The sequence below is a fragment of the Elioraea rosea genome, from assembly GCF_007644105.1.
Taxonomy (GTDB): Bacteria; Pseudomonadota; Alphaproteobacteria; order Acetobacterales; family Acetobacteraceae; genus Elioraea_A; species Elioraea_A rosea.
This window is the reverse complement of sequence record NZ_VFAC01000005.1, coordinates 102,249-116,313: the sequence shown is the minus strand read 5'-3', so window position 1 is coordinate 116,313 and position 14,065 is coordinate 102,249. Positions and strand designations below refer to the sequence as shown.

14 protein-coding genes are annotated in these 14,065 nt (G+C 71.1%); 8 read left to right on the top strand and 6 right to left on the bottom strand.

The features are described 5' to 3' along the window. The first annotated feature begins 3 nt into the window (after positions 1 to 3). Entirely contained in the window at positions 4 to 1,122 is a 1,119-nt protein-coding gene (ald, locus tag FIF60_RS05770; protein ID WP_144184768.1) for an alanine dehydrogenase, read from the top strand. Next, positions 1,119 to 1,754 carry a class II aldolase/adducin family protein gene (locus tag FIF60_RS05765; protein WP_144184766.1) on the top strand — a complete coding sequence of 212 codons (636 nt, stop codon included), beginning with the start codon at positions 1,119 to 1,121 and terminating at the stop codon, positions 1,752 to 1,754. Before ald ends, FIF60_RS05765 begins: the two co-directional genes overlap by 4 nt. On the opposite strand, the gene FIF60_RS05760 is transcribed toward FIF60_RS05765, so the two are convergent. Together FIF60_RS05760 and FIF60_RS05755 are read right to left on the bottom strand one after the other, a co-directional pair. After that, positions 1,733 to 3,154, bottom strand: a complete 1,422-nt coding sequence (locus FIF60_RS05760; RefSeq protein WP_144184764.1) for an ATP-binding protein — start codon at positions 3,152 to 3,154, stop codon at positions 1,733 to 1,735. The genes FIF60_RS05765 and FIF60_RS05760 overlap by 22 nt on opposite strands. Positions 3,155 to 3,160: 6 nt before the next feature. Further along, positions 3,161 to 4,324 carry a penicillin-binding protein activator gene (locus tag FIF60_RS05755; RefSeq protein WP_144184762.1) on the bottom strand — a complete coding sequence of 388 codons (1,164 nt, stop codon included), beginning with the start codon at positions 4,322 to 4,324 and terminating at the stop codon, positions 3,161 to 3,163. A gap of 89 nt (positions 4,325 to 4,413) precedes the next feature. On the opposite strand from FIF60_RS05755, the gene rsmI reads away from it, so the two are divergent. Beyond that, the gene (rsmI, locus tag FIF60_RS05750) at positions 4,414 to 5,334 is read left to right on the top strand and encodes a 16S rRNA (cytidine(1402)-2'-O)-methyltransferase (RefSeq protein ID WP_144184760.1); all 921 of its coding nucleotides are present in this window, start codon (positions 4,414 to 4,416) and stop codon (positions 5,332 to 5,334) included. Positions 5,335 to 5,345: 11 nt separating this feature from the next. Here rsmI and FIF60_RS05745 read toward each other — a convergent pair whose 3' ends face one another. Next, complete coding sequence (locus FIF60_RS05745; protein WP_158639081.1) at positions 5,346 to 7,124, bottom strand: ABC transporter ATP-binding protein/permease; 1,779 nt, start codon at positions 7,122 to 7,124, stop codon at positions 5,346 to 5,348. Between the two features lie 146 nt (positions 7,125 to 7,270). Between FIF60_RS05745 and FIF60_RS05740 the strand changes: the two genes are divergently transcribed. Both FIF60_RS05740 and FIF60_RS05735 read left to right on the top strand, forming a co-directional pair. Beyond that, positions 7,271 to 7,753 (top strand): hypothetical protein, encoded by a 483-nt coding sequence (locus FIF60_RS05740; RefSeq protein ID WP_144184756.1) that lies wholly within the window; start codon positions 7,271 to 7,273, stop codon positions 7,751 to 7,753. After that, positions 7,734 to 8,387, top strand: coding sequence for a hypothetical protein (locus FIF60_RS05735; protein WP_144184755.1), 654 nt, complete (start codon positions 7,734 to 7,736; stop codon positions 8,385 to 8,387). The genes FIF60_RS05740 and FIF60_RS05735 overlap by 20 nt, the downstream gene beginning before the upstream one ends. 2 nt (positions 8,388 to 8,389) lie before the next feature. Here the strand turns inward: FIF60_RS05735 and FIF60_RS05730 are convergent, their stop codons facing one another. Genes FIF60_RS05730 through FIF60_RS05720 form a run of 3 tightly spaced genes read right to left on the bottom strand, consistent with a single transcriptional unit; the run spans position 8,390 to position 11,212 of the window. Beyond that, on the bottom strand, positions 8,390 to 9,220 hold the full coding sequence (locus FIF60_RS05730; protein WP_144184753.1) for a carbohydrate ABC transporter permease: 831 nt from the start codon (positions 9,218 to 9,220) through the stop codon (positions 8,390 to 8,392). Further along, positions 9,210 to 10,079, bottom strand: a complete 870-nt coding sequence (locus FIF60_RS05725; protein ID WP_144184751.1) for a carbohydrate ABC transporter permease — start codon at positions 10,077 to 10,079, stop codon at positions 9,210 to 9,212. Before FIF60_RS05725 ends, FIF60_RS05730 begins: the two co-directional genes overlap by 11 nt. A 2-nt stretch (positions 10,080 to 10,081) precedes the next feature. Next, a complete protein-coding gene (locus tag FIF60_RS05720; RefSeq protein ID WP_144184749.1) occupies positions 10,082 to 11,212 on the bottom strand; it encodes a mandelate racemase/muconate lactonizing enzyme family protein in 1,131 nt (376 codons plus the stop codon). A 66-nt stretch (positions 11,213 to 11,278) separates the two neighbouring features. Here FIF60_RS05720 and FIF60_RS05715 point away from each other — a divergent pair, with 66 nt between their 5' ends. From FIF60_RS05715 to FIF60_RS05705, 3 genes are read left to right on the top strand one after another with little or no spacing between them, the layout of a single operon-like run. Then, positions 11,279 to 12,052 (top strand): FadR/GntR family transcriptional regulator, encoded by a 774-nt coding sequence (locus FIF60_RS05715; RefSeq protein ID WP_144184747.1) that lies wholly within the window; start codon positions 11,279 to 11,281, stop codon positions 12,050 to 12,052. Then, positions 12,049 to 13,326: an ABC transporter substrate-binding protein gene (locus tag FIF60_RS05710; RefSeq protein ID WP_144184745.1), complete on the top strand. Its 1,278-nt coding sequence runs from the start codon at positions 12,049 to 12,051 to the stop codon at positions 13,324 to 13,326. Before FIF60_RS05715 ends, FIF60_RS05710 begins: the two co-directional genes overlap by 4 nt. Further along, positions 13,323 to 14,021 carry an RraA family protein gene (locus tag FIF60_RS05705; RefSeq protein WP_144184743.1) on the top strand — a complete coding sequence of 233 codons (699 nt, stop codon included), beginning with the start codon at positions 13,323 to 13,325 and terminating at the stop codon, positions 14,019 to 14,021. Before FIF60_RS05710 ends, FIF60_RS05705 begins: the two co-directional genes overlap by 4 nt. The last annotated feature ends 44 nt before the right edge of the window (positions 14,022 to 14,065 follow it).

Genomic DNA, 14,065 nt, shown 5'->3' with positions numbered 1-14,065 from the left:
GCGATGCTGATCGGCGTTCCGAAGGAAACCAAGGTCCACGAATACCGCGTCGGGCTCGTACCGGCGTCTGTTCGCGAGCTCACCCATCTCGGCCATGCGGTGCTCGTGCAGTCCGGCGCCGGGGCAGCGATCGGCTTCCCCGATGCCGCCTACGAGGCGGCTGGCGCGCGCATCGCACCCGATGCCGCGGCCGTGTTCGCCGAGGCCGAGCTTGTCGTGAAGGTGAAGGAGCCGCTCGCACCCGAGATCGCCATGCTGCGGCCTGGCCAGGTTCTGTTCACCTATCTCCACCTTGCGCCGGACCCCGAGCAGACGAAGGGGCTGATGGCCTCCGGCGCGACGGCGATCGCATACGAGACGGTGACGGACAGTGCCGGCACGCTGCCGCTTCTCGCGCCGATGAGCGAGGTAGCCGGGCGGATGGCCATCCAGGTCGGCGCGCGCTGCCTCGAGAAGGAGAATGGCGGCGCGGGCATCCTTCTCTCGGGCGTGCCGGGGGTGCGTGGGGCGCGCGTCGCCATCATCGGCGGCGGGGTGGTCGGCTCCAACGCGGCGCGGATCGCCGCAGGCATGCGCGCGCGGGTGACGGTGTTCGACCGCAACCTCAAGCGCCTCGATGCGCTCGACCAGGAGTTCGACGGCCGCGTCGCCACAGTCTACGCGACCTTCGATTCGATCGAGGCGGCCGTGCTCGAATCCGATCTCGTCATCGGCGCGGTGCTCGTCGCGGGTGCGGCGGCGCCGAAGCTCGTCTCGCGCGCCACCGTCTCGCGCATGCGGCCCGGCAGCGTGATGGTCGATGTCGCGATCGACCAGGGCGGCTGCTTCGAAACCTCCCGCCCGACCACGCATGCCGACCCGACCTACGTGGTCGATGGCGTGGTGCACTACTGCGTCACCAACATGCCCGGAGCGGTGGCGCGCACATCGGCCGTGGCGCTGAACAACGCCACCCTTTCCTTCGTCATCGCGCTCGCCGGCAAGGGCTGGCGCCGCGCGATGGCGGAGGACCCGCATCTCCTCAACGGCCTCAACGTGCATGCCGGGCGCGTGACGCACCCGGCCGTCGCCGCAGCGCTGGGCGAGAAGCTCCTCCGCGCGGAGGAGGCGATCGTTCCGTGAGTCCCTTCGCCGCGCTGGCCGCCGCGTCACGCGAGGTTGCCCGCCTCGGCCTCGTGTCCGGCACGGCAGGCAACCTCTCGCTGCGCGAGGGGCCGGGGCTTCTCGTCACCCCCACGGGGCGTGACCTCGCGACGCTCGAGCAAGGCGACATCGTGCTGCTCGATGCCGCCAACGACGTCGCCGTCGGCGGCCGGCCGACGAGCGAGTGGCAGCTTCATCGCGCCATCCTCGACGCGCGGCCCGAGCTTTCGGCGGTGGTGCACACCCACGGGGCGAGCGTGATGGCCGCCGCGGCGCTGCGCCGTCCGATCCCGGCGGTGCACTACACCGTCATCGCAGCGGGTGGGGAGGACATTCCCTGCGCACCCTACGCAACGCCGGGAAGCGAGGCGCTTGCCGCGCATGCCGCCGCCGCGCTCGCCTCGCGCGATGCCTGCCTGCTCGCGCATCACGGCGCCGTGGCGGCCGGCCGGACGCTGAAGGACGCGGTAGGTCTGGCGCTGATCGTCGAGGAACTCGCGCGCACCTGGCTCACGCTTCTGGCCGTCACCGATGCGCCACCCGTGCTCGGGGCGGACGAGATGGCCTCGCTCGGATCGGCCTGGTCCGCCTATCGCGGCTCGGCCACCTGAACCTTCGCCGCGTCGGCCGCGGCGGTCGCGGCGGGAAGCCACACGGTGAAGGTGCTGCCGCGCCCCTCCTCGCTCTCGATCTCGAGCACGCCGCGGTGCCGGTTGACGATGTGCTTGACGATGGCGAGCCCGAGCCCCGTGCCGCCGACGGCGCGCGAGCGTGCAGCATCGACGCGATAGAACCGTTCCGTCAGACGCGGGATGTGCACGCGGGGGATGCCCGCGCCGTCGTCGGTGACGGCGAGCGCAACGCCCGGGCGGCGCCGCGCCTTGTCTCCGCCAGGCCCGTCGCGCCGCAGGGCAAGCGCGATCCGCCCGCCTTCGCGGCCGTACTTCAAGGCGTTGTCCAGAAGGTTGGCGAGCACCTGGGAAAGCTGGTCGGCGTCGCCGAGCACCGGCGGCACCGCCTCCTCGACGGCGATGTCGAGCGTCACCCGCCTGGCCGCGAGCCGGGGGCCGAGCGCCTCCGCCGCACGGCGCGCAAGAACGCCGAGGTCGAGCTCCCCCGTCGGCGGCGTGTGCTCCGAGAGCTCGATTCGCGACAGGCTGAGGAGGTCCTCGATCAGCCGCCCCATGCGGCTCGCCTGCTCGGCCATGATCGGCAGGAAGCGAAGCTGCGCCTCCTTGTCGTCAGCCGCGGGGCCGAGAAGCGTGTCGATGAAGCCGATCAGGCTCGTCAGCGGCGTGCGCAGCTCGTGGCTCGCATTGGCGACGAAATCGGCCCGCATCTGCTCGAGCCGCCGCTCCCGGGTGCGGTCCGACAGCACGAGCAGGAGCCGGCCGCCATCGGCAAGTGGCGGGTCGAGCAGGATGGCCTGCGCGAGCAGCTCGCGCTCGATCGGCACGGGGATGGTCACCTCCGCCGTCTGCGGTCCGGCGCCGGCAAGCGTGCGATCGACCGCCCCACGCAGGCCGGGATTGCGCAGCAGGGCGGCCAAATCCGCCCCGTCCTCGCCGAGAAGCGCGCGCGCAGCGGGGTTCATCGTCACGGGCTGTGCCTCGGCGCCGAGCACGACGAGCGGGTCGGGCAGCCTGGCGACGATGCGCACGGCGGCCGACGCGTTCGTCGCCGCCTCCCTGCCGCGTTCGCGCAGGCCCTCGGCGAGGCGCTGCGCTGCCTCGGCGATCCGTCGCAGTGGCGGGAGCACCGGCAGCGCGCCGCGCGGCGCACCTGCCTCGGCGGCACGCAGCGCATCCGTCAGCCGCGCGATGTCGCGCTGCCACAGCCAGGCGCAGGCGCCAGAGGTTGCGAGCACCGCGGCAGATCCGGCCAGGGCAGCGCCCGCGTCGAGCACGCCCACGGCCGCGAGGAGGCCGAGCACGATGACCGGCGCAGCGCCGAGAGCGACCGTTGCGGCCAGGGCAGTGATCGGCGTCGGCGGCGCAAGATGCGACGGCATCGCGCCTCAGAACGACGCGGCGTCGAACCGGTCCGGCGCGGGTTCCACGACGTTCGCGCCGCCGCGCGTGACCTCCATCAGTGACAGGCCGCGCTGGTTTGTGCCGTCGGGCAGAAGCCGGATGATGCCGAGAACGCCGGCGAAGCCGTTCGGGTCGGTCAGCGCGGCGCTCGACAGGTCACCTCCGGCTGCGAGCACGGCGGCGATCGCCGCGGCATCGTAGGCGACGCCGGCAACGATCGGCGGAACCGGGCCGAACGCCTCGCTGTAGCGCGCATCGAACGCCGCGCGGCGGGACTCGTCCGGCGCGGCGTAGATCGTTCCCACCAGCGCCGGCTCGCGCCCGGCATCGGACATTGCGGCCATGAGCGGTGTGCCGAGGAACTTCACCGGCGGATTGTCCACGTCGTAGTAGGGGAGCAGCGAGGCGACGGCGCGCAGCCGCTCCCCGCCATCGGCGAGGATCAGCGCGTCGAAATCGGGCGGCGGCACGCGTGCCTCGCGCGCAAGCTCTGCCGCGCGGCGGCGGCCCTCAGCCGTGCCCTGCGCGCGGGCCGCGCGGATCTGCGCATCGATCGGCCCGCGGCGTCGCGCATAGTCGGCGAGCTGCTGCACGGCCGGGTTCGGGTTGCCGGAGTAGATCTCCGCCTTTACCACCTGGCCTCCGGCATCGGCCACCGCCCGGCGGAAGGCCTCGAGCACCACGCGGCCATAAGCCGTGTCGGGCACGATCGCGGCGAACCGCTCGGCCCCGCCCGCGCGCGCGGCGGCGACGACGCGCCGCACCGCCGGGCCGGGAAGCTGTCCGAGCACGAACACGTTGTCGCGCGCGACCGCTGCATCGGTCGTGAAGGCAAGGACGTTCACGCCCGCCGCCCGAGCGATGGGCCCGACCGCCTCGGTCTCGCCCGAGAAGAGAGGGCCGAGGATGATCGAGGCGCCCTCTGCCAGGGCGGCCTGCGCGGCCGCGGCCGCGCCGGCGGGCGTGCCGCCCGTATCCTTCGGCAGGAGCACGAGCGGTGCGTTGTTCTGGAACACCGCGAGCGTGGCCGCATCAAGCATCGCGCGTCCGACGGCGGCCTGCGGCCCCGAAAGCGGTAGAAGCAGCCCGGCGCGGACCATCCCGTCCGGCCCCAAGGCCGGGCGCTGCATCATCTGCGGGGCGGCCATCGGGGCCTGCCCCGAAGGGCGCGTTGCCTGCGGCTGTGGCCCGGCACAGGCGGCAAGGGCTAGGCTCGCCAGAGAGAGCGGGACGAGGCATGCACGACGAAACACCGGATCTCCCCCTTCGTTCTTCAGGTCCGGGCGGAGACGATGCTGCCGGCCCCCCCGGAACGCTCACCCTGGTCGCCACACCGATCGGCAATCTTGGCGACATGCCGCCGCGCGGGCTGGCCGTTCTCGCGGCGGCCGATGCGGTCCTGTGCGAAGATACCAGGGTCACGGCGCGGCTGCTCGCCCGCAACGGCATCTCCCGACCCCTCGTGGCCTACCACGAACACAATGAAAGCGCGATGACACCGCGCGTGGTTGCCTGGCTCGCGGCCGGAAAGCGCGTCGCGCTCGCCTCCGATGCCGGCATGCCGCTTGTCTCCGACCCCGGCTACCGCCTCGTGGCGGCTGCGGCCGGCGCGGGCCTGCGCGTCACCGCCGTGCCGGGACCCTCGGCCGCGCTGACGGCGCTGGCGCTTTCCGGCCTGCCGCCGCACCCGTTCCTCTTCCTCGGTTTCCTGCCGCCGAAGCCAGGGCCGAGGCGGGCGCGGCTCGCCGCCATCCGGGAGGCGGAAGCGGCCGGACTGGTCGCCACGCTCGTGCTCTTCGAGGCGCCGCAGCGCGCCGCGGCGACGCTTGCCGACCTTGCCAAGGTGCTCGGCCCCCGGCCTGCCGCGCTCGCGCGGGAGTTGACCAAGCTGTTCGAGACTGTCGCCCGCGGCACGTTGCCGGAGCTCGCCGCCCGCTTCGCCGCGGAGGCGCCGCGCGGCGAGGTGACGATCGTCGTTGGGCCAGGCGCCGGCGCGGAGACGGCCGCCGACGACGAGGTGGACGCCCGTCTCGGCCGCGCGCTCGAGGCTGGCGCGACGGTGAAGGACGCCGCCGCCGCCGTCGCCGCCGAGACGGGCCGGCCGCGCCGGGAGGTCTATGCCCGTGCGCTCGCCCTGGCCAAGGATGGGGGCGGCTGAGGCCCGGCCCCTCACCCCGCGCGGGTGAGCGCGATGCGACGCTGGTGGAACCGGTCGAGCGCCGCACGGTGCGCGATGGTCACGATCGCAGAGCCCTGCAGCGAGGCGACGAGAACGCCCATCAGGCGGTCCTCCTGCTCCGCATCGAGCGCGCTCATCGCGTCATGCATGAAAAGCCATGCCGGCCGGTGCAGGATGGCGCGCGCGATGCCGAGGCGCTGCTGGTCCTCGACGCTCAGCTCCTGTTCCCAGGCGGCGGCGACGGAGAGAGAGGGGATCAGCGCCGCGAGGCCCGCCTCGACCATCGCAGCCGTCATCTGCGCGCGGGAGACCTCTCCTGGCGCGCGCGGGTCGGCGAGGATCTCTGCGAGCGTCGCCTCGGGAAGATAGGGCCGCTCGCCGAGGAAGAACGGCACGGCGCCCTCCGGCAGCTCGATCGTGCCGCTTCCCCAGGCCGAGAGCCCGGCGACGGCACGGAACAGCGCGGCCGCTGCCGGCGGCGTCGCCTCGACGAGCAGTCGTTCCCCCGGTGCGACGGAGGCGTTGAACCGCCGCACAAGCACTTCGCCCGAAGCGGAGACGAGGCTGAGGTCGAGGAAGGAAAGCCCCGGCCCGTTCTTGGCGACGCGCTCGATCTCGCCTGGCCGATCCGTCTCCTGCTCCTCGCCGATGTCCGATGCCGCCTCGTGGAGAGCGAGCACGCGCGCCGCGGAGGCTTCCCATTGCGCGATGAACGGGTAGTTGTCGGACATCCAGAACAGCGCCGCCGTCACCTGCCCGAAGGCGACGGTGACCTGCATCAGCGTGCCGAGGCTCATGTCGCCGGCAAAATGCCGTGGCGCGAGCAGGAGCATCGGCAGCGCGGCCGTGAGGAAGCCGAAGCCTGCTGTGAAGAAGGTCATCCGCCGGAAGGAGATCGTCTGCTCCGCCCAGGTGGATGACACGGCAGCGAAACGCCCTGCGAGGCGCCGCCTCTCTCCTGGCTCGGCCCGGCCGAGCGCGATGGTGGCCGAGCGCGAGACAGCGTGGACGAGTCCTTCGCGGAAGGCGGCCTCGGCTGTCTGGCGCCTGTCGGTCGCGCGTACGAGGGGGTGGCCGACCCGGATGGTGATGGCCGCGCCGAGCGAGGCATAGAACAGTGCCACCCAGACCATGTGGCCCGGCACGGTCACCGCGATGCCACCCGCGCTGAGCCTCAGCGGGCCGGAGCTCAGCCACAGCATGCCGACGAACACGACGAACTGCAGAAGCGCGTAGAGGAGCGAGGCAAGGAAATCGACCATCAGCTCGCACACCACGCGGGCATCCTCGGCGATGCGACCATCCTCGTTGGCAAGCCCGGGCGCGACGTCACGCAGCCTTGCGTGGTGGCCATCGGCCATCCAGGTGTCGATCAGCGCCAGGGTGAGGTGGCGGCGCAGCGTAATCTGCAGCATGCGCCGTGCCTGCAGCGCAGCGGCATGGGTGATCATCCCGCCGGCGAGGATGGCTGCGAACATCCACGCCTGGCGCACGAGGCCTGGCCAGGATTTCTGCTCGATCGCATCGAAGAAGTCGCCATTCCAGATGGCGAACCGCACCATCAGGACGATGAGTGCAACGGTGGCGACGATGATCGCGGCGGTGAGCGCGACCGCGCGCCAGCGTGCTTCGGTGCGGAAGATGCCTGCGAGCAGCCGCAGCATCCGCAGGTCCGCAGGCCCGGGATGGACCCGGGCAGCGAAGCGCGCACGAAGGGCGCCGTGCTGGCCGATACGGTCGATGATCGCCGAAGGCGTGTCGGTGTGCATGGCGTCGGTTCGCTGTCGTGGGCCGCGCCGCGCGGCCAGCGTGCCGGCAGTATCATCTATCGTGAGGGGGCATGCGACGGCGACGCGCGCGGCCGTCTTGATCTGGATCATGACGTCAAAAGGGCGCTCGCCTAGGCTCGGCCTGGATGGTGTTCGCCACCCCTCGCCGCAAGGACGCCTGCCATTGGCCTGGCTCGCTCTGGTCCGGCTCGCTTTGGCCTGCAGCCGCTGCGCTGCTGCTCGCCGGCTGCGTCGTCATTCCCCTGCCGATGGGTGAGGGCGAGGTGACGGAGGGGCGCGAGGTGCTGCTGCCGGCAAACGAGGTGCCGGCGCTTCTCGGCCGGTCGCGCGCCGCGGTTGTCGAGCGCCTGGGCGAGCCAGGTGCGCTCTGGGAGGAGCGGCGCATCCTCGTCTATGCGTGGGACCGCGTGCACCTGAAGCTTCTCTGGCTCGTCGCGGGTGGATACCGGGCCGCTGGCGGCATCGCCGACGTGCCGACGCACTATCTCCTGCTGATCCAGCTCGATGACACCGGAACGGTGACGCGTGCGGAACGGTGCACCCGGCCGATGACGAGCGTGTTCGGCGACTTCCTGAGAGGCTGGGCGGATGGCAAGCCCTGTTCCTAGGCGTCTCGTTCTCGCCGCCCTGCCGATGCTCGCAGGCTGCATGGTCGTCGGGCCGCTGGACGAGAGCATGCTTGCCTCCATCCGGCGCGGCGAGACGGCCGCGGTCATGCTCCGCTTCGTGGTGACGAACGAGGCGGGCGAGCAGGTCGCGCCCTTCTCGGCGGGATTGAGCGACGACAGCCTCGGCCTCGCGCTCGGCGACTTCGACAGCGGCGGGCTGCCCGAACCGGGACGGTGGCCGGCGCGCAGTCCGGGCGAGGCGGCGCAGGGCGAGGGGCTGATCGTGTTCCTCCTTGCACCCGGCTACTACTACCTCGCCATCCAGGGTGCGCGCCGCACAGACGCGTTCACCTACGGCGCGCGGTACAGGACCGTGCCGCGCTGGCGGCTCGCGGTGCCTGCGGGCGTGCCCCTCCTCTATGCCGGCACGTTCCTGCTGAAGGCCCGTTCCGAGCGCCTGCTGTTCGGCGACGTCGTGATCACCGCAGTCGACCAGGAGGCGACGGCGGTGGTGGACGAGACCGGATGGGCGCAGCGTGCCGCCGCGCGCGACCTTGGCGGCCTTCCCGCGCCGCTGACGCGGCTTGCCGTGCGGCATGAGGGGCCAGTGCTTCTCGGCACGCCGCCGCCCTGACGCTAGCCCTTCGTTGCGCCCGCACTGAGCCCGGCGACGAGGTGCTTCTGCGCGAGGATGACGAAGGCGAGCACGGGGGCGAGCTGCACGGTGGCGGCAGCGAACAGAACGCCCCAATCGACGCCGTCAAAATTGCCGATCATCTCGGAGAGAACGAGCGGCGCCGTCTTCGCCCGCGTCGCGGCGAAGATGAAGGCGAACAGGAAGTCGTTCCAGGCGAAGACGATCACGAACACCGCGACCGCAAGCGCCCCCTGCGCGCCGAGCGGGGCGACGATGCGGATCAGGGTCATCCACCGTCCCGCGCCATCGACGGCCGCCGCCTCGTCGAGCTCGCGCGGAACCTGGTCGAAGAAGGCACGCATCACGACGGCGCCGAGCGAGACGAAGAACGTCGCGTAGAGGATCGCGAGCAGAAGATGCGTGTCGGCGAGCCCGAGCGCGTTGACGAGCGGGAACAGCGGCAGGGTGACGACGATGGGCGGGATCAGGCGCACGACGATCAGCCAGAAGGCCGAGCCCTGCACCCAGCCCTGCTGGAAGCGCGAATAGGCGTAGCCTGCGGGAATGGAGGCGGCGAGCGCGATCACCGTAGCCCCCGCCGTCACGATCAGACTGTTGCCGAGTGCAGTGAAGAAGTCCGGCCAGCGCTCGAGCAGTGCCGCGTAGTGCTTCAGCGTGGGCGAGAAGGCGAGCGTCGGCGGAACGGCGAAGATCTGGTTCTCCGGCTTCAGCGAGGAGGTGACGATCAGCACGATCGGCGCGAGCGACCACACGGCGATGAGCGCGAGCGCGGCGAGCTTGCCGAGGGTGACGAGGGGGCTACGCCGCATCGCGCGCCGCCTTGCGGAGACGGATGAGATAGGGGGCTGCGAGAAGGAGCGAGCCGATCACCATCAGCCAGCCCGTCGCAGCCGCGCCGCCGAACGCGTTGTAGCGGAACGCCTCGAGATAGAGATAGACGGCGACCACCTCGGTCGACCGCGCTGGGCCTCCCTGCGTCAGCAGCCAAACCTCGCTGAACAGGCGGAAGGCGAAGATCAGCCGGAACAGCGCCGCGATCAGGATAGCCGGGATGAGAAGCGGCAGGGTGATGCGCTGGAACGCCTGGAACGGGCTCGCCCCGTCGATCCGCGCCGCCTCGTAGATCTCCCCGGGCAGCGCGAGCCGTGCGGCGTAGAGGATCAGGAAGGTGAAGGGCAGGTGCAGCCACACCGATAGAAGCGAGACGAGCACGAGCCCGTGCGCCGGCACCACCGACCACTCGAGCATCGGCAGCCCGACCGCGCGCAGCAGCGCCGAGACATGGCCGACATCGGGGTCGGTCATGAAGCGCCACATCACCACCGCCGCCACCTCGCTCACCGCATAGGGCGCGATGACGATCGCGAGCATGACGCGGCGGAAGGGGATTCCGGAGGCGAAGAGAAGCGCCATCAGGAGCCCGAGCAGAAGCTCGAGATGGACGACGACGAGCACGACGATCGCCGTGTTGCCGAGCGCGCGCCAGAAATACGCATCGCCCAGGACGCGCGCATAGTTCGAGAAGCCGACGAAGCTCGGCGCCGAGCCGTAGGAAGAGGCCTGGAAGGAAAGCCAGACGAGATAGAGCGCAGGCCCGGCGATGACGGCCGCGATCAGCCCCTGCGCGGGCGCGATCATGCCAAGCCGCGTGAGGATACCCTCGCGCATCGTCAGTCGCGGATCAGGTGCCGCGCCAGGGCCTCGCGGTCGAGCGTTACGCCGAGGCCGGGCGTATCGGGCACCGCAAGCGTTCCGTCCGCCTCGAGGCGTCCGACATCGCCGAGCACGGGAACCGTCAGCGCCTGGCGAAGCGGGTTGTCGAATACCATGCACTCGAAGGTGAGGAAGCTGTCCGCCGCGGCGGCAAGATGCACCGAGGCAGCCGAGCAGATCCCGCCAGACCAGCCGACATGCGGGGCATAGGCGACGTGGTGCAGCGCCGCGTGCTCGGCGATGCGCCAGGTCTCGGTGATGCCGCCCGAGCGCGCGACATCGGGCTGGATCAGACCAAGCGTGCGATCCTCCACGAGATCGGCGCTATCGGCTGCCGTGAAGTCGCTCTCCCCTGCCGCGAGCCGCACGGGCAGGTGGCGGCGAAGGTGCCTGTAGCCCGCGTGATCGTCCGGATGGATCGGCTCCTCGAACCAGCCATAGCCCTCATCAGCGAGCGCCTTGCCGACGGCGAGCGCCTCGTCTGCGTCATAGATCCAGTTCGCATCGACGGCGAGCATCACCTTGTCGCCCGCGAGCCTGCGCAGCATCCGCACGCGGCGGATTGCCGCATCGGCAGGCTTGCCGATCTTCACCTTCACCTGTCGGAATCCGCGCGCGAGCGCCGAGGCGAGCTCCTGTTCCGCTCGCGCATTGTCTCCCCAGTTCAACGAGGAGGCATAGGCGACGACGCTTCGCCGCCCTGCGCCGCCGAGCAGGCGCCAGATCGGCTGCTTCGCCGCCTGGCCCGCGAGATCCCACAGCGCGATGTCTATGCCGGCGATCGCCTCGATCAGCATCCCGCCCGTGCGGCCCGTGAGCGTGCCGCGCATCGCCGACCACAACGCCCGCCTGTCATGCGCCGAGCGGCCGATGAGTTTCGGTGCGAGCGCGGCCTCGATGAAGCGCGCATAGCCGGCTGCACCGCGGCGCGCGAGGCACTCGCCAATGCCGGTGAGACCGCATTCGGTCTCGACCTCGACAGCCACGACCTCCAGCGCTGGCCAGTCTCCCTGGCTCGTCCGCTGCACGGTCGCGAGCGTGGCGCGGAGTGGATGGGCGCGGATCGCGGCGATGGTGAGCTCGGTCATGCGACCAAACCTATCCGAACAGTTGGGGAGTTGCTAGGCAGGTCGTTACGGGGCTAGCCTGCCGGAATGGACGCGGTCCACGATCCGATCGGCGCCGTCGCGTTGGCACCTGTGAAGCTTGCCGACGGCATCGTCGCGCAGCTTTCCGAGGCCGTGCTCGAGGGAAGGCTGGGCCCCGGCGAGGCGCTGCCTTCGGAGGCGCGCCTCGCGGAGCGGTTCGGCGTATCGAAGCAGGTGGTGCGCGAGGCGCTTCACCAGCTCGCCGCCGTCGGCGTCGTCGAGATCGGGCAGGGTCGAGCGACGCGGGTTCGCGCGCCTGATGCCGCGCCGCTTGCCCGCATCCTGCGCTTCGCCGTTGGCCGCTCCCGCGAGGGCCTGGCGGAGGCTGTGGAGCTTCGCCGCATCATCGAACCGCAGGTCGCGCGGCTGGCCGCCATGCGGGCCGATGAGGCGGGTATCGCGGCGCTGCGCAGGATCGCCGATCGCCTCGCCGCGGCCTGCGGCGACGTGCCGGCCTGGATCGATGCCGATCTCGACTTCCATGACCATCTCGCCGCACTCTCCGGCAACAGGCTGGTGCGGCTTCAGGTCGCAAGCCTCAGGCCGCTGACGCATGAGGTGATGGTGCTGCTGAACGGCCGCACGCCGCGCGACGCGACCGACTGGCAGGCGACGCTGAAGCGCCACACCCGCGTCGTCTCCGCCATCGCCGCCCATAACCCTGACGCGGCCGAGCGGGCGATGGCGGCGCATTTCGAGACGGCGGAGGCAGCCATCGCCGCGATCTTCGCCGGGCAGGGACCGAAAGCCAGAACGACACGACGGAGGAAGACGCCATGACCGGGATCACACGCCGCACGCTTCTCGGCGCCGCAGCCGCGATGCCAGCGGCCTCGGCCTTCGCGCAGGGCGGTGCGCCGCTGAACGTGTTCGCCCATCGGGTTCACCAGACCGTGGCGACCGGCGCGCAGGGCGGCAACATCGCAGATGGCTGGACGCGGGACGGGAACCCCGCGGTGCAGTGGACGACCTTCGATACCGGGCCGCTCTCGGAACGGCTTTTCCGCGAGGCCTCCCTGTCGGAAACGACCGTGGATGTGGGCTTCGTGCTGAACCCGCAGGTCGTGCCGCGCGTCGCGGCGCTCTTCGAACCGCTCGACCCCTGGATGGCGCGTGACCCGATCGAGGCGCCAGAGGACGTGTTCAAGGGTCTCCTCGATGGCTTCCGCGTCGGTGGCTCGCTCGCTGCCATGCCGTTCCGCCATGCGAGCTCGGGCCTGCACTACAACGCCGCCCTCCTCGAGGAGCGCGGCATCGCCAAGCCGCCCGAGACGATCGAGGAGGTCGTCGAGGTCGCGAAGCGATGCAGCTACCGGCGGAGCGACGGCACCCCGGTCGTCGGCCTCGTGATGCCGGGCGTGACCTACCCGAACGTGATCGATCTCGCGCGCGCCTGGGACGGCGACTTCATCACGCCCGATTTTCGCTGTGTTGCCGACCAGCCGCCGATGCTGAACGCGATCCGTACCATCCGCGAGCTGTTCCAGGCCGGCGCGTTCCCGCGCAACTTCGCGACCATCCAGTCGGAGGACGTGAACACCTGGGTGCAGCAGGGCCGTGCGGCGATGGCGCTCAACTCGATGGGCCGCAACCGCATCTATAATGACCCGCAGCGGAGCAAGTTCCCCGGCCAGGTGAAGACCATCGCTGTGCCGATCAGCGAGACCCTGAAGTCGAAGTTCGACGTCGCGCCCGCCAAAGTCGAGTTCTGGGGCATGGCCATTCCACGCAACGCCAGGCGAAAGGAGCTGTCCTGGAGCTTCATCAAGGCAATGGTCTCCAAGCAGGCGACACTTGCGGCCGCTCTGAACGGCAACGGTCCGGTGCGCGCCTCCACCTACCAGGATGCGAAGTTCCGCGACAACGTTCCCTATGCCGATGAGGAGCGCCGGGTTCTGACGGTCGCGCGCGTGCCGCTCCCGGCTTTCGACGAGGCCGCCCGCGCGGGCGACATCTTCAAGGAGGAGGCGGAAGCCGCCGTGCTTGGCATGAAGACGCCGGAGGCGGCGATGGCGAACGTCGTTTCCCGCGTCACGCCGCTTCTGCCGAAATGACGCCGCCGACCGCCGCGCTCTCCTCCGTGCTGCTACGCGCCGAGGGCCTGCGAGCGATCTCGCCGCGTGGCCTCGCGCCGCTTCACCCCGCCGCGTGCTGCTTCGCCGGTCGTGCGGTGACGGTACGCTACCTGCCCCTGCGCGAGGATCGCGCGGCCGCGCTCTCCCCCTACAACGAGGCCGCGCCCTTCTTCGACGCGTGGGAGCAGGCGGGCCCCGGCGACGTGGTGGTGATCGATGCCGCCGGGCGCGAGGATGCCGGCATCCTCGGTGAGATGCTGGCCACCCGGCTGCATCGTCGGGGCGCTGCGGCGGTGGTGTGCGATGGCGGCATGCGCGATGTGGTGGCGCTGCGCGCGCTCGGCATGCCCGTGTTCTGCCGTGGCCCTGCCCCTGCCTCGTCCACCGCCGGGCTGATGCTCGTCGACCACGGAGTGCCCGTCGCGATCGGCGGAGTGACGGTGTTCCCGGGTGACATGCTCGTGGGCGATGAGGACGGAGTGGTGGTGTGCCCCGCATCCTCCTGGGAGAAGGCGCTGGAGGAGGTCGCATCGCGCGAGGCGATCGAGGCCTATGTTCGCCTGCGCGTCGAGGCGGGCGAGCCGGTGCGTGGCCTTTATCCGCCCACCGAGGCGGTGCGAGACGCCTTCGCACGCTGGCGCGCGAATGGATCGGACCCGAACCGACTGACGTGAGGCGGTTCACGATCCTGTGAGAACGGGCAACGTGCTGCGCCGCC